The organism is Flavobacterium gilvum (genome assembly GCF_001761465.1).
GTDB lineage: Bacteria > Bacteroidota > Bacteroidia > Flavobacteriales > Flavobacteriaceae > Flavobacterium > Flavobacterium gilvum.
Genome location: NZ_CP017479.1, coordinates 1,154,833 through 1,180,404 on the forward strand (window position 1 = coordinate 1,154,833; position 25,572 = coordinate 1,180,404).

Below are 25,572 nucleotides of genomic sequence, written 5' to 3' on the forward strand. Positions count from 1 at the left end.
GTTGAAACCGTTAGCTATGGAATCACACAATCATATTTAATAAAGTTCTTCAGAATAAATCAGATTTATTGTTTTTCATTCTGAATTAGTGTAAAAAAAGTCCCGTTTTGCAAGGCAAAACGGGACTTTTTTATATATCAGAAACCTCAAATCGTTAATCAAAAATCTACTCTTCTTTGTCGTTGAGTTTGCGTTCCAATTCGGCTTGAAATTCTTCCATAACAGGTCGAACCGTACTATCAGGAATATCCGAAATCCGTATGTACATCAATCCGTCAATGGCGTTGTTGAACAAAGGATCGACATTAAAAGCAACTACTCGGGCATTTTGTTTGATGTATTTCTTTATCAAAACAGGTAGTCGTAAAGAACCCGGTTCCAATTCGTCAATCAATTTGTCAAATTTATTCAAATCAGCTTCGGCTTCATCAAAAATGAAATCTTTATCAGCATCTTTCAGTTTTACCCTAAAAGCTTTTTTAGGATGAATATATTGGGCTATATAAGGATCATAAAAATTGGATTTCATGAATTCAATCATCAATGACTTGGAGAAATCCGAGAATTGATTACTGATACTTACTCCGCCAATTAAGAATTTATGTTCCGGATAATGTAGCGTAATATGAATGATTCCTTTCCAAAGCAGGAAAAGGGGCATTGGTTTTTGCTGATATTCTTTGACAATAAAGGCGCGTCCCATTTCGATGGAATGGTGAAGCATTTCATGTAATTCAGGTTCAAAACGGAATAAGTCGGTTAGATAAAAACCTTCAATTCCATACTTAGGAAAGATTTCAGAACCCAATCCCATTCTATAGGCACCGGCAATTTTTTGCTCATCATTATCCCATAAAAACATATGGCGGTAATGTTTGTCGTATTCGTCAATGTCAATAGATTCGTTGGTTCCTTCGCCTACTTCCCTAAAAGTGATTTCTCTCAAACGACCTATTTCATGAAGCACATCCGGAATTTCTTTTGCTTTGGCAAAAAAGACTTCATAGTTTTTGCTTTGCAATAGTCTATGGTCGTTTTTTCGCAAAGTATCAATTTCTTTGACAATCTTTTCCTGGCTGGCAGCAGAGGCTATTTCTTTTGGGTTTTTTGGTAGCTTTAAGTTAGGTGTGGCCAAAAACGGAGTTTCTTTTTCAAAAGGATTCGCCAGCATATAGGTTTTCTTTCTAAGAAATTCCGTGTATTCTTCGATTGATTCGTATTCGTTTTGTTCGGCTACCGAAATAGGTTTTCCGATTCGTACTTTTATCACGCGGTTTTTTTGCGTCAATAATTCCGATGGTAATTTGGCAGTTCTTAAGGTGTCGTCTATTTTGGATAAAAAATAAAATAAACGGCTGTTTTTGGCGTGGAAATAAATAGGAACTACTGGAACCTGAGCTTTTCGAATTACTTTGATCGCTCCTTCTTCCCATGCTCTGTCAACGACTAATTTTCCATCTTTGTAAGTAGAAACTTCACCTGCGGGAAACATTCCCAACGGTTTTCCGTCTCTAAGATGGCGTAAAGTTTCCTTAATTCCAACCACGCTGGACTTCGCATCTTTATGGTTTTCAAAAGGATTTACCGGCATGATATACGGTTTCATCGGATTAATGCGATGCAGTAAAAAATTGGCTATTATTTTAAAATTAGGCTCTTTTTCAAGCATTAATTTCAATAATAATATTCCATCGATTCCACCCAGCGGATGATTTGAAATAGTAATATAGGCGCCATCTTTTGGCAAACGTTTAAAATCTTCTTCAGGAATTTCAAATTTAATTTGAAACTCATCCAATATGGCGTTAAGGAATGGCAACTCTTTCAAGTGTTTGTTCCTGTCATAAATTTTATTTAAGGTCGAAATCTTCAAAGCTTTCATTAATAACCAACCCGAAAAAGTACCGAAAACCCCGTACTTATCCGTTTTTATTGCTTTTGCGACTTCTTTTGCGGTAACTAAACCCATTTATTTTTTTCTTTTTTGAGCAAGAAGCAAAGATAGCAAAATACTCCATTTTTATGTTTTTTTTTTGAACCAATCTTTCTCCTTTTTACTATTTTTGGAATCCATAAAAATAATAATCATCGGGATTTTTGCTAAAAAATTGGTTTTGAAGAACCTGTTTGGCGTAAAACGTAATTCCGGAAAAAAACGTACACTAAATGAAAATAATCTCATACAATGTAAACGGAATCCGTGCAGCTATTACAAAAGGATTTTTAGAATGGTTGCAACACGCCAACCCAGACGTTATTTGTTTGCAGGAAATCAAGGCGACTGAGGAGCAAATCCCCGTTTCTGATATTACCGCTGCAGGCTATCCGTATCAATATTATTTCCCGGCAACCAAAAAAGGCTACAGTGGTGTCGCCATTCTTTCCAAAATTGAACCCAAAAATGTGGTGTATGGAACCGGAATTGAGCACATGGATTTTGAGGGACGTAACCTTCGTGCCGATTTTGAAGGTTGTTCTGTGATGAGTCTTTATTTGCCTTCGGGTACTAATGGAGATCGTTTGAGTCATAAGTTTATGTACATGGATGATTTTCAGAATTATATTGACGATCTTAAAAAAGAAGTTCCCAATCTTATTATCTGCGGAGATTATAACATTTGCCACGAGGCTATTGATATTCACGACCCAATTAGGAATAAAACCGTTTCGGGATTTTTGCCCGAGGAAAGAGCTTGGCTCGATAAATTCATGAAATCCGGTTTTGTTGATAGTTTCCGTCATTTCAATAAAGAACCTCACCAATATTCCTGGTGGAGTTACCGCGCCGGAGCCAGAGGAAATAACAAAGGTTGGCGTATCGATTACAATTTAGTCAGCGATTCATTAAAAGAAAAACTCAAAAGAGCCGTTATATTACCAGATGCTATGCATTCTGACCATTGTCCGGTTTTGGTCGAAATTGAGTAATCCATCGCAAAACAAAAAAACAATTCTTGAAATTTTTATGGAGCCAATCCAGCTATTCGTTACAATCTTATGAGCCGAACCCCGGCTCATAAGGATTTTCACTGCTATCTGGGCTAGGGCATTCCATATTTCAAGATCCTTTGATTTTTTAAATAAGAGCATAAATTACAATAATAAAAACCACCCCGCCCGTTGGGCACCCCTCCGGAGGAGGGGAAGTCGTTTAAATTCCCCTCCTCCGGAGGGGTGCCTGGAAGGCGGGGTGGTTTTTTAGGTTTTCAAAAAAGAAGATAAAAAATAAAAACAAACTAAAATGATAAAAAGAATTTCCATCGGACTTTTAATTATGGCGTTGCCCACGTCTTGTGTTTCCAAGAAAATCTACAACGATCTTGAAGCGCAATATGCTGATCTGAAAAAAGAAAACCAAACAATGGCCGACGAAAATGCCGCTTTATTGGCATCCAAAAAGCAATTGGAGTCTGATAAAACTGCTTTGCAATCCAAATTGGATAATGTAAATGCCAACTTGGCCAAAGTTCAGGCCGATTATGATGCCGCCAAAAACAAAATGAAGGTGATGCAGGATTCTTATGCCGCTTTGGAAAAAAACAGCAATGAAGCTTTGGAAGCAAATATGAAAAAGAATCGTGATTTATTGGCACAGCTCGATGCAAAAGCCAAAGCATTGGCCACTGAACAGAACAAATTAAACGAAAGCAGTCAACGTTTGAAAGAATTGGAAGATTTAATTGCAGCTAAAGAAGCCAGCATGAAAAAACTAAAAGAAACTCTTTCCAAAGCGTTGAATGGTTTTGAAGGAAAAGGCTTGACTGTTGAACAAAAAAACGGGAAAGTATATGTTTCGATGGAAAATAAATTGCTGTTCAGTTCTGGTAGTTGGGCAGTGGGAACAGAAGGGAAAAAAGCGGTTGTCGAAGTAGGGAAAGTTCTTGGAGATAATCCAGACATTTCTGTATTGATAGAAGGGCATACTGATAATGATCCGTATGTAGGCTCGGGAACAATTAATGATAACTGGGATCTTTCGACCAAAAGAGCCACAGCGATTGTCAATATTTTGGGTGAAAATGGTAAAGTGAACAAACAAAATCTTACTGCCGCAGGAAGAAGTGAATACGCACCGGTAGCCAGTAATGCAACACCTGAAGGGAAATCCAAAAACCGAAGAATCGAAATTATCCTGACTCCAAGATTGGACGAAATTTCAAAAATGTTGAATCAGTTTTAGGAAAAAGATTCTGAGTTGCTGAGATTCTAAGTAACTAAGATTGAAAAGTTCGCCGTTAAAAGCGAACTTTTTTGTTAATTATGCTATTTGCCTTTCCTGCAAGGTTTTTTTCCAAACCTTGTAGGTATTGATGATTGAGACTTACAAGGAAAAAGATTCTGAGTTGCTGAGATTCTAAGTTTCTAAGATTAAAAAAGTTCGCTTTTATAGTGGACTTTTTTTGTTAATATTTAGGTAAAGCCAAACTAAGAAAGGATAACTAATTTTTATATTTGCTCAAATTAAAAATCTTAGCAACTTAGAGACTCAGAGTCTTAGCAATTTTAAAAAAAAATGAAATACAACAATTTACCCAACACAGATATTAAAGTCAGCAAAATATGTCTTGGAACAATGACTTTTGGACAACAAAACACGGAATCCGAAGGACACGCACAAATGGATTATGCTTTTGAGAAAGGAATTAATTTTTTTGACACCGCCGAAATGTATTCTGTTCCCGGACGTAAAGAAACTTATGGTAGCACCGAAAAAATCATTGGAACTTGGTTCAAAAAAACTGGAAAAAGAGAAGAAGTGGTTTTGGCTTCCAAAATTGCCGGACCCAATCCGGGATTGTCTTACGTTCGTGAAAACATGGATTTCTCTCCAGAAAGTATTGCGTTGTCAATTGACAAAAGTTTGACTCGTTTGCAAACCGATTATATCGATTTATACCAACTGCACTGGCCGGAACGTAAAACCAATTTTTTTGGGCAACGTGGTTTTAAATCGCAAAATGATTCTTGGGAAGATAACATTCGTTCTATTTTGGAAACTTTGGATGGATTTATCAAGCAAGGAAAAATTAGACACATTGGTGTTTCCAATGAAACGCCTTGGGGAATTATGCGTTTTCTTGAAGAAAGCAAATATCAAAATTTACCCAAAATAAAAACCATTCAAAATCCATATTCTCTTTTGAACAGAACATTCGAGATTGGAAATGCGGAAGTTTGCATGAGGGAAAATGTTGGATTATTGGCGTATTCTCCATTGGGTTTTGGTCGATTAACTGGAAAATATTTAGCAGGTGGAAGTCATCCAAATTCAAGAATTGAATTGTTTCCGCAATTGGCGAGATACAATAGCGAAAAATCAGCCGAAGCGACCAAATTATATCAGGAAGTGGCGCATAAAAACGGTTTGACTTTAACCGAAATGGCTTTGGCTTTTGTAACGCAACAGACTTTTGTGAGCAGTAACATTATTGGTGCTACAACAATGGATCAGCTAAAAGAAAATGTCGCTACAATTGACCTTGTATTATCGGATGAAATATTGAAAGAAATTGATGCCGTTCAGGCTATTATTCCTGATCCGGCTCCTTAATTGTCTAGATATTTTTAAAATTAAGATAGTTTTGATACAATATTGTCATTCCGCAGGACTCTCATGTTGCGGAGATTCCTCCGGAATGACAAACAGTACGGTTATCCAGATTACGCAATAGGCCACGGATGTGCTTCGCCTGTTCGCTATCGCTCGGGTCACAGATTAAACGGATTTTAGCAGATTTTTCAATAGCAAAAAAGGAAAAATTAGTGTAATTCGTGTTTAATACTTGATTTCGATTAAAATGTCTTTCTTCAAATTTGTGTTAATTTGTGCAATTTGTGGCTATCACATAATCGGAGTTAAAACTATTCAAAAATAAGTTTGTAGGTCAAAAGTTGCCCCTGATCATTTTTGACAGTTACAATATAAAGTCCTTTGGATAAATGCTCCATTTGAATGCTGTTTGTTTTTTTATTTTCTGTTTTTTGTTTGAGTAGCATTTTGCCTTCCATATCAAAAAGAGTGACTTCGACCGGATAATTTTTGTTTGATTTTTGGATAATGATTTCCGAATGTGCCGGATTAGGATAGATTGCAAATTGAGTTTGGTCAAAGGTATCAACGGGTAGGGAAGTGTCTATAATTTTATAAATGGTGCCACTGTTTAGGGAAGCAATGTAAAGTTCCCCATTTTTGTCCTCACCGAATGTCGAAAAGTTGTTTCCAGTAAAGGCTTGCGAATAGGTTACAGTACCACCAGAAGTTATCATCCCGATTTTTGGATTGCAATAATCTGTAAAGAAATACAATCCTTTAAAATTAGGAAATGCCGTTCCATTATAGACATGTCCGCCAGTAACAGAACATGCACCTGAAGAATGGTTTATCGTGTTTATTGGGAACTTCATAGTAGTTTGCGAGGCACAACTCACGGTGTTGTAAGCATCGTTTCCTTCATAACAGCGCCAGCCATAATTTATTCCCGCTTGCGAGGCAGGTGCAACATTGATTTCTTCTACATTGTTTTGACCGACATCGGCTATCCATAAGTTTCCAAGGGTTTTATCAAAAGAAAATTTCCAGGGATTCCGAAGGCCAATGGCCCAAATTTCATCGGCGCCAGCAACTCCAACATAAGGATTTGAGGAAGGAATTCCGTATGGAGTTCCTGAATTCACATCAATCCGAAGCATTTTTCCCAATAATTCATTTATGTTTTGTGCACGGTTTTCTGGATCGCCACCACTGCCGCCATCACCCATGCCAATGTACAGATAACCATCTGGCCCAAATTTTAAAGTCCCTCCGTTATGGTTGGCGTAGGGTTGGGCTATGGTCAAAAGTATAGTTCCGCTAGAGGGATTGGCAAGATTTGGATTTGCATTATCGACAGAATATCGTGTGATAACTGTGTTTCCGGCGGTGTTGGTGTGGTTGGTGTAGAAGAAACCATTGGAAGCATAATTAGGATGAAAAGCCAATCCTAGCAATCCTTGTTCGCCACCAGTGCTTACCTGACCTGTAATGTTGAGAAATGGAGAGGAGTTTACGGTTCCATTTGAGTTCAGGATTTTGATAATTCCGCCTTGTTCTACAACGAATAAACGGTCGTCTCCAATATTGGTAATTTCAGCAGGTTTTGTAAATCCCGAGGCAAAATTTTGTAGCCCTATGATTTGCGAATGAGAATAATTTAAAAATAAGAATGTAATAAAAAATAGAGATGTTTTCATAATCAAAACAGATTGATTAATAAACTCAAATTTACAAATAAAAAGGATAATAAATTTGTTTAACTATTTGGTTGTTATTTGAATACGTGTAGTTTGGATGAGATTTAACCGCAAGGTACGCAAAGAAAATCGCAAAGTTCGCTAAGCTTTGCGCTCCTTGCGGTTAAATATTTTTAAAAATCAAATTCCTCTTTAACGTCCATGGTATCTATAACGGTTGTGTCTTTTGGTTTAATGTTTAATAACGAATGCGCTCGTCCTGTAAGTGTTATCGGAACCGACAGCCCAATTGTGTCTTCCGGAACCAATAAACCTCGGCGGAACATCAGGTTTCTCAAGAAAGCTTGTTGCTTGGTTGCGTATGCTTTTTGTAAACCTTCCTGATCAAACTGCCACATGAATTTTTTTGGTTTTGGGATAATTGTAGCCAAAAATAAACACTCTCGTACATTCAAATCGGTAGGTTTTTTCTGGAAATAAAATTCGGCTGCTTCGCCAATTCCATAGACATTCGGCCCCCATTCGATAATATTGAAATAAACCTCCAACATACGTTGTTTACTCGTAATTCGGTTGCCTTCAATGATATAAACCAAAAGAATTTCCTCCAGTTTTCTGGACAAGGTTTTTTCTCGGGTGAGGAATACATTTTTAACCAATTGCATGCTTATAGTACTCGCTCCTCGCGAAAACTTTTTGGTACGTATATTTTTGAGAATTGATTGTTTGAAAGCTTCGTTGATGAAACCATGATGGGACATAAAAGAAGGATCCTCGGAAGTTAAAACACATTTTTGTAAGTAAGGCGAAATTTGATCCAAAGGTGTGTAATACGGATTGCTTGCGCCTACAAAAACGGGACGTTGTAATACGCCATTATCCACGGCTCTATAAGTAAATTCCCTATTCAATTTGTCTAGGTCAATGTTCCCGAATTTTGTAATTTTTGTATTTCGTTTGTTTACCTCACTTTTAAAAACAATAGTATTTGGCTTGTTTTTGTTGTACATGAAATCCAATTGATAATCAAAATCACCTGTGACTTCCATACCTTGAAAATGGGTAAACAATCCATCGGGTAGAGAATTGATGAAATCCTGAGTTTTAATTTTTGGAGTTTTAATTTTTAACCTGTAAACGGTATCTTTTTCTGTATTATAAGAAAGATAAGGGTGTATTTTTACTTGGTTTAACTGAGCAGTTGAGGTACTGTCGAGTGAAATGAAATCACTGCCCAACAAGAAACGGAAATCAAATCTCGCCTTTTTGATAGTGACATCTTTGTTGGCAATTCTTTTGTGATTCATTTTCAAATTGGTAATCGAGCTGAATCCATCAAAATGTAATTCGCCGTGACTCATTTCAATATTTTCAATTTTGAATCGGATGGAGTCAAAACTGGCTTTCAGGTTATAACGTTCGTCAAAATAAGGCACTTTGATAGCGCCAGTGTCGATGTTGAAAAAATGAAGATCTCCTTTTTTGTTTCTTGGATCCGCAATCCCGTTAATTCTCCATCGCTGCTCAAAAGTATTGGTTTGAACGGCAATTGACGATTCAAGTTTGGTTTGTGATAGGGTTAATTCTTTAAAATCTACAGTCGCTTTTTTCCCGTTGTCATCGAGTTTGAAAACCAGATTTTCCAAAGCCATGTCTGTTGGAACCAAATTGAGGACTTTGGATATAATTCGGTAAGCAAATTCGGCGTAGTCTCTTTTGTCGGTGGTTTTAGGTTCGTTTTTGTCTCTTTTTAGGAAAGCGCCAAAGTTCTTGATATTTCCTTTTTTGGTTAATTGGACATATCCATTTTTTATTTCAAGAGTTCCCAGTTGGACTTCGCCAATAAGCAATCGCCATAAATTGACATTTGTTTTTATTTTCTGGATTTTAAAAATAGTATCAAGGCCTTTCGGAGCCAAAGTGATTCCATTCAATTCTATTCCCGAAACGCCATTAAAGGAAGCTTTTTTGATAGCAAATTCACTATTGTATTCCAGTTTCATAGTTGCTGAAACCTTGTCTACGGCCTGATCTAGAAGTTCGTCCCTGAATAACAGAAAAACAATTAAGAGTACGGCAATAACTGCTCCAAGTATTTTGGATGTTAATAGTAACTTTTGTTTGTTTGTTCTCATAAAAGGATTGGTATTTTGAATGTTTTTTAACAGATAAAGAAAAGAAAAAAAAAGAGAACAGAAATAATTTTATGATTCTTTTTGCAGTTTTGAATGTGAAAATAATTTTATTTTTAGATTAGTATAAATGATATACATTGCTAATGTTTAATAAAAAGTGCATTATAGAAAAAGTGCAGTTCACAATACCTTATTGCAGTTCGTCGGAAAAATGTTTTTTCAAATGGGTTCGATTCGTTCATTTGACAAATAATTAAACCAACCCATAAGTATGAAAAAACTAATCGCATTAATCCTGATTTTGGTAATAACCAGTTTTATAGTTGTTTCTAAAGATGATATGTCTTTGAATGAAAAAATAGCAATAGAAAAAAAGAACATTCCCAATTCTGAAAACAAAAAATGGGAATATGTAAAAGACCGATTGTTTGATGGAGAAACGGAAAAAGTATTTAAGCGAGAAGGACCGATACTTTTTTCATTAAATAATGCTTCAAAAAAAGACAGTCTGATTGTAAATGAAATTATTCAAGAATTAAGGACTGTAATTCCGAATAAAACTATTGACTATTTTACAATTTTTACAGGAGTATCTTTTGAAGGTGCATTATACAATGGTTATGATAAAAAATACAAAGGAATCTCTTTATGGGACTTGGTAAAATCTACGACTTTGTTGAATTTTAATAAAAGTTCAAATTCTAATATTTTGCCTAAGTCACAAGAAATTGTGAATTATCGTTTTCCAAATGAAATTGGTTCTATTACAAGAGAAATTTTCGGTCCACTTTCAGAACATGACTATACTGGGATTGCTATTTCATTTGATATTAATAAAGAAATATCAAACAAGGAAAGAAAAATATGTATCCAATATGAGATTCTTCGAACACTTTGTTATATTAATCCCGCTAACCGATTTCCGTATGGTAACAGCAACGGAGTTTTTGAAGCTCCAGAATCTGTTCCTGAGCAGACTAAATTCAACGAACAAGACAAATTTTTACTCCAAAAACTATATTCGGATGATTTTATAGACCAATTCAAAACCTATATGTATGCCAATTATCCTTGGCGTTATGCGAGTAGTTTTATCAATAAAAAAAATCATGAATTTAAAGTTTGGGGAATTCTTATTGGTGTAGGCCTATTAGCTTCTATCTTAATCTTCAGTTATTTTCAAAATAAAAAATACAAGTATTCCTATCTCAATTATTCATTCCCAACTTTCTTTATATTCATATATTTTTTAAATCTAGACAATATTTATATGTATTTAACACGGTTTAATATAATTGTAAGTGGGGTTAATGGTCTTTTATTTCAATTAGTTTTCTCAATTTTAATTGCAATACTAATTTCTTTTGTTTTATGGGGATTAGAGAAAGTAAGTTTTAAAGGAAATGAGAGTTTTAGTTATCAATTGATTCTGAAAGTAATTTTTACTTTCGTATCATTTTTAGCCATGGTAGTATTTGTGTTAGTGTTAGAATCCGATAGAAGAAAAGAACTTTTTGAATTTTTCTTTCCCTATATTTTTTTCTCAGCTGGATTGGCAATTGGAAGAGGATTACTCTTGTATTTGAATCATTTTTCGGAATCTTTGGTCAAGGAAAAAGACGTAGAGTTAAGCCGTTTGAAGGAAGCCAAAGCCGAAGCTGAAGTCAAAGCACTGCAATCGCAAATTAACCCGCATTTTTTGTATAATGCTTTGAATTCTATAGCGAGTTTGGCTCATACAGATGCTGATAAAACCGAAAAAATGGCCTTGTCTTTGTCGGATTTGTTTCGTCATACAATTAATCGAAAAGGAGAAAAAGTAAATTCAGTGCAAGATGAGGTAAATTTGGTGAGCAATTATCTGGAAATTGAACAAATTCGTTTTGGTGACCGATTGCGATTCTCCATTGATGTTGAACCCGACTTATTGACCATTGAAATCCCAATGTTTATACTTCAGCCTTTGGTGGAAAATGCTATAAAGCATGGGATTTCCAAAATTGAAGGGCAAGGAAATATAGTCTTGAAAATAAATAAGAAAGAAGATGGCGTTTTGATTTCGGTACAGGATAATGGTCCCGATTTTCCGGAAGGATTAGTAAGCGGTCACGGATTGCAAACGGTGTATGATTTATTGCGATTTAGTTATGGAGAAAAAGCCGAAATCAGTTGGCACAATCAACCCAAAAAAGAAATATCAATTTATATAGCCACTGTTTTAAAATGAAAAGTTTGCCCTACACTACGTTAATTATAGATGATGAACCGCCTGCAAGAGCGCGTTTGCGTCAATTACTGGAAAATTTCTCAGAAACTTTCAGAGTAGTTGACGAAGCCAAAAATGGAATTGAAGCCGTAGAAAAAATCAATCAATTACAACCCGACGTTATTTTTTTGGATATCGAAATGCCCGGATTGAATGGTTTTGAATTATTGGAGCGTTTAGAGAAAATACCCATAGTTGTTTTCTGTACTGCCTATGACCAATATTCCCTGAAAGCATTTGAAACCAATAGTGTTGATTATTTGCTGAAACCCGTGAGATTGGAAAGACTTCAACAAACTGTTGAAAAATTGAGCAGTTTGAAAAACAATCTTTCGTCTGCAACTATTTTGGATGTTATAAAGGAATTTTATAATCAAAAAGAGGAAAAAAAGATGACTTCCATAACCGTGAAAAAAGGCGATAAACTCATTTTTGTAAAACTGGAAGAAGTAACTCATTTTGAAGCTGACGAAAAATACGTTTCTGTATATACCGACAAAGAAAGTCATTTGGTTGAACAATCTTTATCACAATTGGAATTGAAGCTTCCAGACTATTTTATGCGAGTACATCGTTCAATTATTATAAACAGAAATTATGTAACCGAAGTTCAAAAATATTTTAATAGCCGTTTTGCGATTAAGTTAAACAACCATAAGAGAACAAGCGTAATTTCTGGAAGAAGTTACAATGAGTCAATTAAAAACTGGATGGATATTTAGGAATTTAAAAAAAAACAGTCCTTTCCAATTGGAAAGGACTGTTTCGTATTGTGTTCTTACTTAATTTTTACCCAAACAATTGGCTGGCTACATCTTCGATTTTGGCAACCAATTGAATTTTTATACCTGTATTTTTCAAGGCTATTTTATTGTATTTAGATACAAAAATAGTTGAAAACCCTAATTTTTCGGCTTCTTGAATGCGTTGATCTACCCGGTTTACGGGACGAATTTCGCCCGAAAGTCCCACTTCGCCGGCAAAACAAAACCCTTTTTCTACCGGGATGTCTTCATTAGATGATAAAATAGCAGCTACAACTGCCAAATCTATGGCTGGATCATCAACAGAGATTCCGCCAGTTACATTTAGGAAAACATCTTTGGCGCCAAGCCTAAAACCGGCTCTTTTTTCCAAAACAGCCAAAATCATGTTTAGCCTTTTGGCGTTATAACCAGTGGTACTGCGTTGTGGCGTTCCGTAAACTGCAGTGCTTACCAATGATTGTATTTCGATCATTAAGGGGCGCATGCCTTCGAGTGTAGTAGCAATTGCCGTGCCAGACAGTTCTTCGTCTTTGTGCGAAATCAATATTTCGGAGGGATTGGAAACTTCTCGCAATCCACTTCCCAACATTTCGTATATACCAATTTCGGAAGTAGATCCAAAACGGTTTTTTAGCGAACGCAAAATACGATAGACGTGATTACGATCGCCTTCAAACTGAAGTACTGTATCAACCATGTGTTCCAGTATTTTTGGTCCTGCAATGGTTCCGTCTTTGGTGATATGTCCAATCAGGATGACTGGAATGTTGGTTTCTTTGGCAAATTTTATTAATTCGGCAGTGGTTTCCCGTATTTGCGAAATACTCCCTGCGGTAGATTCGATATAATCGGTATGCAAAGTCTGAATCGAATCGATTATGACAATTTCGGGCTGAATAGCTTCTATTTGTTTGAAGATATTCTGGGTTTTGGTTTCGGTAAGAATAAAACAATTTTCGCCGTTGGGAGTGATACGTTCGGCGCGCATCTTAATTTGCTTTTGGCTTTCTTCTCCCGAAACGTATAATGTTTTGTATGGTAGTTTTAAGGAAATCTGCAACAAAAGCGTACTTTTTCCAATTCCTGGTTCACCACCCAAAAGGATAAGCGATCCAGGGACGATTCCGCCTCCCAAAACTCTATTCAGTTCGTTGTCGGTAGTGTCGAGACGGATTTCTTCGGCACTGTTAATCTCGTTGATTCGTAATGGTTTTGGTGCTTTACCTGTGGATGAAGATTCGCTTTTCCACGCAACTTTTTCCTGTTTTTGTATGATTTCCTCGGCAATTGTGTTCCATTCTTTGCAGGAATTGCATTGTCCTTGCCACTTGGCATATTGCGTTCCACAATTTTGACAAAAAAAAGTTGTTTTTACTTTAACCATTATTATTGTTTTTTTTCTTCTGTAACAGGTGTTTCGGCTGCTGGAGTTTCTGTCGCTTCTTGTTTTTCAGTAACATCTTGGCCTACTTTTCCTTTTATTTTTGGTTTTTTGGCAAAAGTCTTTTTTAGTTCTTCTGCTTTGGCAAACATCATATCTTTGGTGAGATCGGCAATTTCTTCTTTGTTGAATCCCGACATATAGTAGCGAGCAGCTCTGGGATTATCTCCTTTTTTCTCGAACATGGTTGCCAATTCGTAATCGCCCAACATGCTTTTTGGGTAGCTTTTATCGGCAAGAATTGCTAAAGCGTCTAATTCATTATAATCTTTGTTTTCAAGGATTGCAGCTTCGATGGCTTTGAAATCGGTTATTCGTATAGGCGTTTTTATTCCAAATGAATTTTCGATGATTTCATATTTGTTTTTCAAATAATCAACATAACCTTCTTTAAGCGTTACAATTTTGGTTTCATATTCTAATACCGAAATAGGCTGAGCTACCGAAAAAATTTGGTACAAAGCCGTAGGAATAGAATTTAAAACCAATGAAAAATGGGAGGCATCTTTAAAATTTTCAAACTTATAATTCAGATTCGGATTCTTGTTGGTTTGAATCTTGGAGTCTAAGTCTTTAATTCGTTCCTGCATTTTTTTATCATCTCCATCGGCTGTGGATAAATAATAAAAAATTGGATTTTTTGTAGATGCCAATATCTTTGATACATCATCTTCCATATTGATCGGCAACTCTGGACTCATGGAGATATAAGCATTGAAGAGCGGATTGTCTTTGTATAAGAAAAAATTTGAAAAGGCTGCAGTTAAGTCGTGTCCTGCAATGATTTTGAAATTGGTCGTTCTGTAATCGCGTTGTATCGAAGGGATAAGTTCCAGTGATATAAAGTCAAAAAAGTCAACACTTTTCCCGTCGGGCATACCCGTAACTTGATCCAAACCGCAATCTATGTTTCTTTGGTTGTTTTTGCCTTGGCTAATGCCTACGATTATCACTTCGGGTAAATCGTCCCAATGCGAACCGTAGATTAAAGGTCCCAAAAAGGGAGTCAGTAAATAATCACCATCTAATAAAACTAACAGCGGATATCTTTTGGTTGGGTTTTTTTCATAGGAAGCAGGCAAAGAAACATATAGTTCTCTTTTTTCCTGAAGCTTTCCCGAATTGAACTGAATAGTTTTTACTTGTGAAAAGCAGGAAAACGAAAAACAGGCCAACAATACAATAAATAAATGTTTCATATAAATAATTTGGGGGTTAGTTATTTTTATGATAAATGTAAAGCAATATAAACAATTATTTTATGTATTGCCAAAGAAGAAAATTGCTAGGTCAGCGAATTGTCTTTTTCGTTAGGGAACACAATCCATGGTTTGAATGTTTTGGCTTCTTCAAATTCCATTGTGGCATACGAAATAATGATGATGATATCGTCTTTTTGGACTTTTCGTGCTGCCGGACCGTTTAAGGTAATTATTCCCGAATTTCTTTCGCCTATGATGGCATAAGTGTCAAAACGCTCTCCGTTATTGATGTTAACGATAGATACTTTTTCCCCTTCAATGATGTTGGCAGCTTCTAATAATGCTTCGTCTATGGTGATACTCCCGATGTAGTTTAAGTCGGCTCCTGTGACCGTTACTCGGTGAATTTTTGATTTAACAACTTGGATGTGCATGGTATTTTAATTTAATGAAATAGTGTCGATTAATCGAACATTGTTTACAAATACGGCTATAAATGCTCTGTATTTTTTGTTTTTGTATTTTCGGTTGCAGGTAGAAAGTGTTTCTTCATCTGCAATTTCAAAATATTCTAAAGTAAAATTTTTATTTTTTTCAAACTCATTTTTAACCCATTCCGATGTTTTTTGGGCGCTATTGCTGATAAATTTGCTTTTGGCTTCGATTAATATTTTATGGATAATGCCAGCTTCTTCTCTTTCCTGCAAAGTTAAGCGTTCATTTCGAGAACTCATAGCCAAATTGTTGATTTCTCTATAAATAGGGCAAACGACGATTGTTACGGGTAAATGGTTTTTTTCGACCATTTTTTTGACAATTTGCACCTGTTGAAAATCTTTTTCTCCAAAGTATGCTTTTGTAGGATTGACAATTTCAAAAAGGCGTTTAACGATGGTTCCAACGCCATCAAAATGTCCGGGTCTGAACTGGCCTTCCATTTTATTTTCCAAACCGTCAAAATCAAAAGACTGCGATACGGTTTTTCCTTCGTACATATCTTCGACAGTAGGGGCAAAAAGAATTATATCTGGGCTGATTTCCTGAATTTTTAAAATATCTGCTTCGAGATTGCGCGGGTATTTTTCGAGGTCTTCCGGATTGTTAAATTGAGTGGGATTAACAAAAATACTCACAACATTGATGTCATTTTCTTTGACAGATTGAAGCATCAACGATTGATGTCCTTTATGCAAAGCTCCCATAGTAGGGACAAATCCAATTGAAGAATTTGTAGTCTTTATTGAACTTAAATATTCCATCAAAGCTACTTTTCCATAGAAAATTTGCATGGCAGTTTTTTTTAAATTAGGTGCAAACTTAATATTTTACTCAATAACTGCATAAAATTTTGTAATTTTGCATGTTTTTTGTTGCCAATAATTAATCAATTTATATTATGAAAGATAAGAGGATATTGTACGTATCATCTGAAGTTGTTCCTTATCTCGCTGAAAATGAGGTGTCATTAATGTCTTATGACGTGCCAAAAATGATTAATGATCAAGGAGGGCAAATTAGAATTTTTATGCCAAGGTATGGAAATATTAACGAAAGAAGACATCAATTACATGAAGTAATTAGACTTTCGGGAATGAATTTGGTGGTTAATGATTTGGATATGCCTTTAATTATAAAAGTAGCTTCTATTCCAAAAGAAAGAATACAAGTTTATTTTATTGATAATGAAGAATATTTTAAAAGAAAAGCTACTTTTGCCGACGAAGAAGGGGTGATGTATCCTGATAACGATGAGCGCGCTATCTTTTTTGCCAAAGGGGTTGTTGAAACTGTTAAGAAACTAAACTGGGTTCCAGATATTATTCATGTTCACGGCTGGATGGCTGCCATGCTGCCTGTTTATATGAAGCATTTCTATAAGAACGAAGCATTATTTTCGGATACAAAAATAGTTACCTCTGTTTTTAGTCAGTCTTTTGACGGAACATTGGATGCTGAAATGATTAATAAAGTTCGGTTTGACGGTATTCCCGATGAAGCAATTTTTGAATTGGAAGTGCCTAATTACGAGAATATTATAAAGACTACTATTCGTAATTCTGATGCGGTTATTATTGCTTCAGAAGGAGTTTCTCCAAGTTTAACAAAATTTATAGAATCCTCTAACAAACCTTTTCTACCTTTGAAACATAAAGACGAATTTTCGGTAGCATATACCGAATTTTACCAAAATATGTTGTTATAAACCAACCTTTTACGAATTAGTATGCTTAAAAATTCTTTTTTAAAAACAATTCCATTTCTTTTATTTGTAGTTCTTTTTTATTCTTGTGATAAAGAAATCAATGCGGTAGGTGCAGATCTTATCGGGGATAACTCTTTTGATATTGTCAAAAACGAGTATTCTGTTGTGTCATATAATCAAAAATTAGGTCCCATTCAATCCAATAATTTGGAAACCAATCCTTTTGGTGTTTATAATAATCCTTCATTTGGAACCACAAATGCTAATTTTGTCACTCAGCTTGCCTTAGTTACTGCTGCCCCTGTTTTTGATTTAACAACAGCCAAAATAAAAAGTGTCGTTTTGTCAATACCGTATTTCTTTGATAAGACTAAAACAGTTACTGATTCTAATGGAAACAATACTTATGTTTTGGATTCTATTTATGGTCCGGAAAAGGCAAAAATGAAATTGAGTGTTTACGAGTCGGGTTATTATATGAGGGATTTGGATCCTGATAGTCAGTTTTCTCAGGCTCAAAAATATTACACGAATCAATTTGCAGATTTTAATCAACTAAAAATCGGCTCCGCTTTAAATGACGATCCGAATATAGCTGAGAATTCAGAATTCTTTTTTGATCCTGCAGAACATGTTGTGACAACTACTGGTACTGATGGTAAAACTACTACAACTAGATCGGCACCTGCCATGCAGTTGAATTTGAATAAAGATTTTTTTATGTCAAAAGTATTAAAAGCTCCTACTGCAGCCTTGGCTACAGATGCCGCTTTTAAAGAATATTTCAGAGGGTTGTTTTTTAATATCGAAACTATTAATGGAAATCCTGGAGATTTGGCAATGATAAATTTTAGAGCCGGAAAAATAACTATTACTTATACCGAAACTGTCAATTCAGTCGATACTGAAAAAACTTTTGTACTGAATTTGACAGGTAATACAGTGAGTTTGCTTAATCAAAGTAATGATAATCAAAACTACATCAATGGAATTGCTAATGCTGATAAAGTAAAAGGTGATCCAAATTTGTATCTTAAAGGAGGTGAAGGTTCGATGTCTGTTTTGAAATTGTTTGGAGAAGACAAATACGGTGTAGATGGTGTGAGCGGAGCGCCGAATGGCGTTGCAGATCAGTTGGATATTCTTCGTAAAAATAAATATCTAATCAACGAAGCTGATTTAACTTTTAATCTGAATACGGATGCGATGGGTAATAGTTATGTGCCACAACGAATTTATTTGTATGATTTTAAAAACAATCAGATAATAATTGATTACCGTGAAACTTCAACGGTTTCTTCTAATACAAAAAATAATAAATATATTTTTGGAGGTATTCTTGTTAAGAAAAGTGATGCCGAAGGTGGAGGTTCTTCATATAAATTTAGAATAACAAATCACATTCGAAATCTTGTAAAATACGCCGATTCAACTAATGTGGATTTAGGTTTGGTTGTTACCGAAGATATTAATAAATCAAGTTTCTATTCCTTGAGAGATAAAACAGGTTTCCCTTTAAAAGCGCCGATGGCCTCAGTAATGAATCCGCTAGGAACAATTGTATTTGGGAATAATATTGCTATAGACGATAAAAATTATAATAAAAGACTGAAGTTCGAAATTTATTACACTAAAACTAATTAAAATTTTAACCCTCCCCCCTAAAATAAATAACCATGTGTGGAATTGTTGGATATATAGGTCATAGAGAAGCCTATCCTATAGTAATTAAAGGATTGAAGCGATTAGAATATCGCGGATATGATAGTGCCGGTGTCATGTTGTATGACGGAGATGCTGTTAAACTGTCAAAGACCAAAGGAAAGGTTTCAGATCTTGAAGCAAAAGCTCAGAGTGAAATTACAACTAATGGTACTATTGGAATGGGACATACGCGTTGGGCGACCCATGGTGTTCCAAATGATGTCAATTCTCATCCTCATGTTTCAAATTCGGGTGATTTGGTAATTGTCCATAACGGGATTATCGAGAATTACGGCCCATTGAAAGAAGAGTTGAAAAAAAGAGGTTATACATTTTCTTCAGATACTGATACTGAAGTTTTGGTTAACCTTATTGAAGAAGTACAAAAAAACGAAAAATTAAAGCTGGGTAAAGCTGTACAGGTGGCTTTGAATCAAGTGGTTGGGGCTTATGCCATTGCTGTTTTTGATAAAAAAAATCCAAATGAGATTGTAGCGGCAAGATTGGGAAGTCCTTTGGCGATTGGAATTGGTGAAGGTGAATATTTCATCGCATCAGATGCGTCGCCATTTATCGAGTATACTACTAATGCCGTGTATCTTGAAGATGGTGAAATGGCCAACATAAGACTGCACAGACCAATGAAAGTGCGTAAAATTAAAGATGATTCTGTAGTCGATCCTTATATTCAAGAGCTTCAAATGAATTTGGAGCAAATTGAAAAAGGAGGTTACGATCATTTTATGCTAAAAGAAATCTACGAACAGCCTAGTGTTATCAAAGATACTTACAGAGGAAGATTGCACGCCAATGAGGGAATTATTCAGATGGCGGGTGTCGAGGATAACCTTGAAAAGTTTTTGAACGCTGACAGAATTATTATTGTAGCCTGTGGTACTTCATGGCATGCTGGTTTGGTTGCTGAATATATTATTGAAGAGTTTACCAGGATACCTGTAGAGGTAGAATATGCTTCTGAATTTAGATATCGTAATCCAATTATTAACAGTAAAGATGTTGTAATCGCTATTTCGCAATCGGGTGAAACAGCTGATACTATGGCTGCAATTAAATTGGCCAAAGACAACGGAGCTTTTGTTTTTGGAGTGTGTAATGTTGTGGGTTCGTCTATTTCTAGAGAATCACACGGAGGCGCCTACACACATGCCGGACCAGAGATTGGAGTTGCTTCTACAAAAGCATTTACAACTCAAATTACGGTGTTGACGATGTTGGCATTACGTTTGGCTAAAGCCAAAGGAACAATGTCACAGACAGATTACCAAACGTATTTGCAGGAATTGGAAATTATTCCGGATAAAGTGAAAGAGGCTTTGGAAACAAATGCTAAATCTGAGGAGATCGCAGCTGTTTTCAAGGATTCGCCTAACTGCTTATACTTGGGACGCGGATACAATTTCCCTGTTGCTCTTGAAGGTGCTTTGAAACTAAAAGAGATTTCATATATTCATGCTGAAGGTTATCCTGCAGCCGAAATGAAACACGGGCCTATTGCATTGATTGATGAATTGATGCCAGTTATTATTATTGCGCCAAAACAAGGGCATTATGATAAAATTGTAAGTAATATTCAGGAAATCAAGTCGCGAAGCGGAAAAATTATAGCCGTAGTGACAAAAGGAGATATTCAGGTGCGTGAATTGGCAGATTATGTTATTGAAATACCAGAAACATCAGATGCTTTGTCACCATTGATTACAACCATTCCGTTGCAACTTTTGTCTTATCATATCGCTGTTATGAGAGGATGTAATGTTGACCAGCCTCGAAACTTGGCAAAATCAGTTACGGTTGAATAAATAATTGACCTATTTTTTTTAATAAAAGCGAGATTCAAGTCTCGCTTTTGTTGTTTTATGCTTTTTGCGAAAGCGACTTTGGTTTTTATGATTTATTTAACAAAATTATTAAATTGTTATGTATGCATAATATTTGATGGGAATAATTTGTAATTTTTTTGATAATTCTGCAAAATACAAAAATACTGAATTGTCATATAATTAGTAATTTTGTTGGTGATAATTATATTTTTTTTGATTTTTCCATTAATAATTAAAAAATATATGTAATTTGCTCCAACTAACCTACTAATTTTTACCTTATGAAATTGTGCTTGTTTTTTATTACATTATTCTTTTGTAGTGTCTCTTTTGCGCAAAATTCCATCAAAGGTGTTGTCACCGATGAAAAAAATCAACCTGTTTTGGGAGTCAACATTAACGTCGTCGGTACTGATGAAGGAGCAGTGACCGAATCTGATGGAACATTTGCATTAATTACAACTAAAAAGCTTCCTTTTTCGATTGAAATTACTGCTCTTGGATATCTTTCGGTTAAAACGAAAGTTGAATCCGTATCGCAGAAAATCAACATTAAACTGAAGGAAGAGGAAACAAAACTAAATGAAATTGTTGTTTCTGCCTCAAGAGCGCCTGAGCGAGTACTTCAATCTCCTGTTGCCATCGAAAGGATGGGAATACAGCAGGTGAAAAGCACCACAGCACCCACTTTTTATGACGGTTTGGAAAATTTAAAAGAAGTACAGTTTAATACCAGTAGTATTTCGTTCAAAACTGTCAATACCCGTGGTTTTGCATCTGTTGGGAATACCCGTTTTATGCAATTGGTTGACGGTATGGATAATTCTTCGCCTGCCTTGAACTTTGTGTTGGGTAATTTAGTTGGTCTTTCGGATATTGATGTGGCTAGTGTGGAGCTTTTGCCGGGAGCGTCTTCTGCTTTGTACGGGGCAAATGCGTTCAACGGGATTTTATTTATGAACAGTAAAAATCCTTTTACGCATCAGGGAATTAGTACTTATGTGAAATATGGTCAGACTTCTCAGGATGTCGCTGGTACAAATGATTATTTTGATATGGGAATTAGAATGGCCACCGCTTTTGATAAACATTTTGCAGTAAAAGCCAACTTCAATTATATGAAAGCGACCGAATGGATTGCCGATGATAGGAGAAGTATGACCGGTGGTTCGATAGGTCATGAAATGAATCAGAATTATGATGGTTTGAATATTTATGGTGACGAGGTGACCACTTTTATAAACAATGTGGGGCAGGTGAGCAGAACCGGTTATCGTGAAAAAGATTTGAATGATAATAAGGTGAATAGTGTAAAGGCAGATTTTTCTATGCATTTCAGACCGTGGGAAAACGATACTGAAATTATTTTTCAATACAAACTAGGTTTGGGGAATACTATTTACCAAGGAGCCAATAGATATGCTTTGAATGATTTCTTTATGAGTCAGACCAAAGTGGAGGTAAAAGGGAAAAATTTCTTTGTCAGAGCGTATCGTTCTTCCGAGGATGCGGGGGATTCTTATGATATGCGCTTTGCGGGTTGGAATGTGCAAAGATTGGCAAAATCAGATACCAACTGGTTTACGGATTATGCCACGGCTTTCCAATTGTCGTCGGCAACTTTGGGGCTTAATGCTAATGATGCAGCAAATTATGCAAGAACTTTTGCTGATACAAACGTTTCTCCAGGTTTGAACTTGGTTCCTAATACAGATCCGTCTAATCCTTCGGCACCAAGAGGAGTTAGGTTTGAACCGGGTTCTCCTGAGTTTGCTAATGCGTTGAATACCGTTAAGAGTAATCCTGATTTTACAGAGGGTGCCAAATTTAAAGATCAATCAAAAATATACCATTCGGATGTTAATTATAATTTTAGAGACTTAATCAAATTTGCTGAAATCCAGGTTGGAGGTTCTGCGCGTCAATATGAAATGAATTCCAGTGGGTCTATTTTTACCGATTATGATGGACCAATTCGTTACAATGAATATGGAATTTATACGCAAGCTTCCAAGCTTTTTATGGAGGATCGTCTGAAAGTTGTTGCCTCTATTCGCTATGATAAAAGCCAGAATTTTGATGGAAATTTATCACCAAGAGTTTCTTTTGTTTATTCTGCCGGAGCTCAAAAAAATCACAATTTCAGAGCTTCTTTTCAGACGGGTTTCAGGAATCCTACCACGCAAGACCAGTACATTGGACTTGATTTAGGACCATTTGCATTAATTGGTTCAGCACCCGAAAATTTAGTTCGTTTTTCAGAGACTTTAAATGTGAGTTCAGCAGGTGTGGCGGCAGGTTCAAGTCCCAAAGTGACTATGGATGGGCGAAACGCTTATAATAATTCCTATACGCTTCCATCTGTTCAGGCGTTTGCTGCTGCTTTGGCTGCGAATCCTTCCAATGTTGCGGGTGCTGCTGCTTTGCTGGAATCTGCAAATGTTGAGTTGGTTCGTCCGGAAGAAGTAAAAGCCTATGAGGTTGGGTATCGTTCTGTAATTAACAATGATTTGTCGATTGATCTGAATGCGTATTATAATCAATACAATCATTTTCTAAATACTTCGAGAGTTGCGGGTGTTTACTATGGAGATGTAAATGCACCTCTTAATTTGTCGGATCCATTAAGTCCGGTTTATGCTTTGACGAGAACCGATAGAAGAATTTATCAGGTGTATACCAATACTAATGCCAATGTTTCATCTTATGGTTTTGGTGCCGGATTGTCCAAAAAAGTATATAAAGATTTTGAATTAGGAGTAAATTATAATTATTCGGAATTGGATTTTAATCAAGCAGATGATCCAGGATTTGTTACAGGATTCAACACTCCGAAACACAGGGTGAAAGCTTCGTTTGGAAATGCGAGATTGTTTAAAAATTTTGGATTTAATACTAATGTAAGATGGAATTCGGAATATTTATGGCAATCTTCTTTTGCTGATGGAATGATTCCTCAAAACACCGTGGTTGATGCTCAAGTGAATTATGCTGTTCCGAAATATAAATTACTGTTCAAATTGGGAGGAACAAACATAGGAGGCAAGGATTATATTCAGGTAATCGGTGCGGGATATATAGGGCAACAATGGTTTGCTTCATTGACTATTAATCCGTAATAAAAAAAGACAAGTCAAAACTTAAAAATATAGAGTATGATGAAAAATTTCAAATGGTTGCTTCTGGCTTCTTTAAGCTTTGTGGCATGTAATAATAACGATGACGATTCGGCTCCGGCAGAAGTTCCTATCACTCCAGGGTCTGCATCTTTTGCAAAATATGTGGCGTTGGGAGATTCTTTTGCAGCTGGATATAGTGATGGAGCTCTTTTTAAAGCAGGTCAGCAAAATTCGTATGTAAATATATTGGCACAACAATTTATGCCTGCTGGAGGAGTCGCAATTACCACGCCATTAATGTCTGATAATATTGGGGGATTGTTGTTGGGGGGTAATGTGATCGCTGGGCCGCGTTTGTATTTCAATGGAAAAGCTCCAGTATCGGTTACGGGAACTCCAACAACCGAAGTGACCAATCATTTAACCGGGACTTTTAATAATCTAGGAATTCCGGGCGCCAAAAGTTATCATTTGGTAGCGGCAGGGTATGGGAATACTGCCGGGGTGGCTTCTGGGAAAGCAAATCCGTATTTTGCACGTTTTTCAAGCTCGCCATCAACAACAGTTTTGGCAGATGCAATGGCGCAGTCTCCAAGCTTCTTTACTTTGTTTATAGGAGGAAATGATGTTCTGGCTTATGCTACATCAGGAGGAGTAGGTGTAAATCAAACCGGAAATATGGATCCTTCGACTTATGGCTCAAATGATATTACCGATCCTACCGTTTTTGCAAATGTTTATGGCGCTTTGGCGACCAGTTTAACAGCCAATGGAGCAAAAGGTGCAGTCGCTAATTTGCCTTATGTGACGACTTTGCCTTATTTTACAACGGTACCATACAATCCCGTTCCGCTTGATGCTGCGACTGCGAATCAGTTGAATGCTGGATATGCACAATACAATGGTGGTTTACAACAAATGGTTGCCAATAAATTACTGACTGCAGATGAGGCGGCCAGAAGAACGATAAAATTTGCTGCGGGTAATAATGCGGTGGTTATTGTTGATAGTTATTTGACAAACTTGTCAGCTTTTGGCCTGCCTTCCTATAGACAAGTAACAAAAGAAGATTTGGTTGTGTTAACTGCAAGAACATTTATCGGTACAACTGTCGGTGGTGATCCAACAAAAATAAATGGGGTCTCTGTTCCGTTGGCAGATCAATGGGTGCTTTCTAAGGATGAGGTCAAAGAAGTTCAGGTGGCGACAGACGCTTATAATAAAACAATTGTTTCGGTTGCAGATTCAAAAGGATTGGCAATGGTTGACACAAAATTGGCGATGACGCAATTGTCAACTTCCGGAGTTCGGTTTGGGAATTTTCATATGACAGCTGCTTATGTAACTGGAGGAGCTTTTTCCTTAGATGGTGTTCATCCGAGTCCAAGAGGATATGCTTATATAGCAAATCTTTTTGTGAGTGCCATTAATGCAAAATATGGTTCAACTTTAAGAACAACAGATTTGTCGCAGTACCAAATTCAGTATCCGGCGGTCATACAATAAGCTTGATTTTATAATATCGATAAAACCACCCGTTTATGACGTGGTGGTTTTTTTTAGTAAAGAAAGCAGTGTTTTAATAGTTTAAAACTGCCTTGTAATCAATTCAATAAAAAAATAGGTTTTTTTATAAAAAAAATATTGATTTTATATTTTAAAAA

Annotated in this window: 17 protein-coding genes; 10 read left to right on the forward strand and 7 right to left on the reverse strand. The window is 36.1% G+C overall.

Going from position 1 to position 25,572, the window contains the following annotated elements; genetic code table 11:
- Positions 1 to 166: 166 nt before the first annotated feature.
- Positions 167 to 1,969: a GNAT family N-acyltransferase gene (locus tag EM308_RS04930; RefSeq protein WP_070261791.1), complete on the reverse strand. Its 1,803-nt coding sequence runs from the start codon at positions 1,967 to 1,969 to the stop codon at positions 167 to 169.
- A 197-nt stretch (positions 1,970 to 2,166) separates the two neighbouring features.
- On the opposite strand from EM308_RS04930, the gene EM308_RS04935 reads away from it, so the two are divergent.
- The 3 genes from EM308_RS04935 to EM308_RS04945 all read left to right on the forward strand — a co-directional run bounded on the left by EM308_RS04935 (position 2,167) and on the right by EM308_RS04945 (position 5,551).
- Complete coding sequence (locus EM308_RS04935) at positions 2,167 to 2,928, forward strand: exodeoxyribonuclease III (protein WP_035641242.1); 762 nt, start codon at positions 2,167 to 2,169, stop codon at positions 2,926 to 2,928.
- A 313-nt stretch (positions 2,929 to 3,241) separates the two neighbouring features.
- The gene (locus tag EM308_RS04940) at positions 3,242 to 4,180 is read left to right on the forward strand and encodes an OmpA/MotB family protein (RefSeq protein ID WP_035633552.1); all 939 of its coding nucleotides are present in this window, start codon (positions 3,242 to 3,244) and stop codon (positions 4,178 to 4,180) included.
- 333 nt (positions 4,181 to 4,513) lie between these two features.
- Positions 4,514 to 5,551, forward strand: coding sequence for an aldo/keto reductase (locus EM308_RS04945; protein WP_035633550.1), 1,038 nt, complete (start codon positions 4,514 to 4,516; stop codon positions 5,549 to 5,551).
- A 311-nt stretch (positions 5,552 to 5,862) separates the two neighbouring features.
- Here EM308_RS04945 and EM308_RS04950 read toward each other — a convergent pair whose 3' ends face one another.
- Both EM308_RS04950 and EM308_RS04955 read right to left on the reverse strand, forming a co-directional pair.
- The gene (locus EM308_RS04950; protein WP_035633548.1) at positions 5,863 to 7,230 is read right to left on the reverse strand and encodes a PQQ-dependent sugar dehydrogenase; all 1,368 of its coding nucleotides are present in this window, start codon (positions 7,228 to 7,230) and stop codon (positions 5,863 to 5,865) included.
- A 173-nt stretch (positions 7,231 to 7,403) separates the two neighbouring features.
- Positions 7,404 to 9,365, reverse strand: a complete 1,962-nt coding sequence (locus EM308_RS04955; RefSeq protein WP_035633546.1) for a transglycosylase domain-containing protein — start codon at positions 9,363 to 9,365, stop codon at positions 7,404 to 7,406.
- Positions 9,366 to 9,636: 271 nt separating this feature from the next.
- On the opposite strand from EM308_RS04955, the gene EM308_RS04960 reads away from it, so the two are divergent.
- Both EM308_RS04960 and EM308_RS04965 read left to right on the forward strand, forming a co-directional pair.
- Positions 9,637 to 11,592, forward strand: a complete 1,956-nt coding sequence (locus EM308_RS04960) for a sensor histidine kinase (protein WP_051877620.1) — start codon at positions 9,637 to 9,639, stop codon at positions 11,590 to 11,592.
- Complete coding sequence (locus tag EM308_RS04965) at positions 11,589 to 12,353, forward strand: LytR/AlgR family response regulator transcription factor (protein ID WP_035633543.1); 765 nt, start codon at positions 11,589 to 11,591, stop codon at positions 12,351 to 12,353. Before EM308_RS04960 ends, EM308_RS04965 begins: the two co-directional genes overlap by 4 nt.
- A gap of 67 nt (positions 12,354 to 12,420) precedes the next feature.
- Here the strand turns inward: EM308_RS04965 and radA are convergent, their stop codons facing one another.
- The 4 genes from radA to panC all read right to left on the reverse strand — a co-directional run bounded on the left by radA (position 12,421) and on the right by panC (position 16,330).
- The gene (gene radA, locus EM308_RS04970; protein ID WP_035633541.1) at positions 12,421 to 13,782 is read right to left on the reverse strand and encodes a DNA repair protein RadA; all 1,362 of its coding nucleotides are present in this window, start codon (positions 13,780 to 13,782) and stop codon (positions 12,421 to 12,423) included.
- A gap of 2 nt (positions 13,783 to 13,784) precedes the next feature.
- Positions 13,785 to 15,038, reverse strand: coding sequence for an alpha/beta hydrolase (locus tag EM308_RS04975; protein ID WP_035633538.1), 1,254 nt, complete (start codon positions 15,036 to 15,038; stop codon positions 13,785 to 13,787).
- Positions 15,039 to 15,124: 86 nt separating this feature from the next.
- Positions 15,125 to 15,475: an aspartate 1-decarboxylase gene (panD, locus tag EM308_RS04980; protein WP_035633535.1), complete on the reverse strand. Its 351-nt coding sequence runs from the start codon at positions 15,473 to 15,475 to the stop codon at positions 15,125 to 15,127.
- Positions 15,476 to 15,481: 6 nt separating this feature from the next.
- Positions 15,482 to 16,330 carry a pantoate--beta-alanine ligase gene (gene panC / locus EM308_RS04985; protein WP_035633533.1) on the reverse strand — a complete coding sequence of 283 codons (849 nt, stop codon included), beginning with the start codon at positions 16,328 to 16,330 and terminating at the stop codon, positions 15,482 to 15,484.
- A 107-nt stretch (positions 16,331 to 16,437) separates the two neighbouring features.
- Here panC and EM308_RS04990 point away from each other — a divergent pair, with 107 nt between their 5' ends.
- The 5 genes from EM308_RS04990 (at position 16,438) to EM308_RS05010 (ending at position 25,414) form a co-directional block, all read left to right on the forward strand.
- Positions 16,438 to 17,244, forward strand: coding sequence for a glycogen/starch synthase (locus EM308_RS04990; protein ID WP_035633532.1), 807 nt, complete (start codon positions 16,438 to 16,440; stop codon positions 17,242 to 17,244).
- 21 nt (positions 17,245 to 17,265) lie between these two features.
- On the forward strand, positions 17,266 to 18,888 hold the full coding sequence (locus tag EM308_RS04995; protein ID WP_035633530.1) for a DUF4270 domain-containing protein: 1,623 nt from the start codon (positions 17,266 to 17,268) through the stop codon (positions 18,886 to 18,888).
- A 32-nt stretch (positions 18,889 to 18,920) separates the two neighbouring features.
- On the forward strand, positions 18,921 to 20,768 hold the full coding sequence (glmS, locus tag EM308_RS05000; RefSeq protein WP_035633527.1) for a glutamine--fructose-6-phosphate transaminase (isomerizing): 1,848 nt from the start codon (positions 18,921 to 18,923) through the stop codon (positions 20,766 to 20,768).
- Between the two features lie 302 nt (positions 20,769 to 21,070).
- The gene (locus EM308_RS05005; RefSeq protein WP_035633524.1) at positions 21,071 to 23,908 is read left to right on the forward strand and encodes a TonB-dependent receptor; all 2,838 of its coding nucleotides are present in this window, start codon (positions 21,071 to 21,073) and stop codon (positions 23,906 to 23,908) included.
- Between the two features lie 36 nt (positions 23,909 to 23,944).
- Entirely contained in the window at positions 23,945 to 25,414 is a 1,470-nt protein-coding gene (locus EM308_RS05010; RefSeq protein ID WP_035633521.1) for an SGNH/GDSL hydrolase family protein, read from the forward strand.
- The last annotated feature ends 158 nt before the right edge of the window (positions 25,415 to 25,572 follow it).

Coding starts and splice junctions, on each gene's coding strand:
- EM308_RS04945 (WP_035633550.1), top strand. CDS start 4,514: ATGAAATACAACAATTTACCCAACACAGATATTAAAGTCAGCAAAATA.
- EM308_RS04965 (WP_035633543.1), top strand. CDS start 11,589: ATGAAAAGTTTGCCCTACACTACGTTAATTATAGATGATGAACCGCCT.
- EM308_RS04930 (WP_070261791.1), bottom strand. CDS start 1,969: ATGGGTTTAGTTACCGCAAAAGAAGTCGCAAAAGCAATAAAAACGGAT.
- glmS (WP_035633527.1), top strand. CDS start 18,921: ATGTGTGGAATTGTTGGATATATAGGTCATAGAGAAGCCTATCCTATA.
- EM308_RS04950 (WP_035633548.1), bottom strand. CDS start 7,230: ATGAAAACATCTCTATTTTTTATTACATTCTTATTTTTAAATTATTCT.
- EM308_RS05010 (WP_035633521.1), top strand. CDS start 23,945: ATGATGAAAAATTTCAAATGGTTGCTTCTGGCTTCTTTAAGCTTTGTG.
- EM308_RS04975 (WP_035633538.1), bottom strand. CDS start 15,038: ATGAAACATTTATTTATTGTATTGTTGGCCTGTTTTTCGTTTTCCTGC.
- EM308_RS04960 (WP_051877620.1), top strand. CDS start 9,637: ATGAAAAAACTAATCGCATTAATCCTGATTTTGGTAATAACCAGTTTT.
- EM308_RS04955 (WP_035633546.1), bottom strand. CDS start 9,365: ATGAGAACAAACAAACAAAAGTTACTATTAACATCCAAAATACTTGGA.
- panD (WP_035633535.1), bottom strand. CDS start 15,475: ATGCACATCCAAGTTGTTAAATCAAAAATTCACCGAGTAACGGTCACA.
- radA (WP_035633541.1), bottom strand. CDS start 13,782: ATGGTTAAAGTAAAAACAACTTTTTTTTGTCAAAATTGTGGAACGCAA.
- EM308_RS04935 (WP_035641242.1), top strand. CDS start 2,167: ATGAAAATAATCTCATACAATGTAAACGGAATCCGTGCAGCTATTACA.
- EM308_RS04995 (WP_035633530.1), top strand. CDS start 17,266: ATGCTTAAAAATTCTTTTTTAAAAACAATTCCATTTCTTTTATTTGTA.
- EM308_RS05005 (WP_035633524.1), top strand. CDS start 21,071: ATGAAATTGTGCTTGTTTTTTATTACATTATTCTTTTGTAGTGTCTCT.
- EM308_RS04990 (WP_035633532.1), top strand. CDS start 16,438: ATGAAAGATAAGAGGATATTGTACGTATCATCTGAAGTTGTTCCTTAT.
- panC (WP_035633533.1), bottom strand. CDS start 16,330: ATGCAAATTTTCTATGGAAAAGTAGCTTTGATGGAATATTTAAGTTCA.
- EM308_RS04940 (WP_035633552.1), top strand. CDS start 3,242: ATGATAAAAAGAATTTCCATCGGACTTTTAATTATGGCGTTGCCCACG.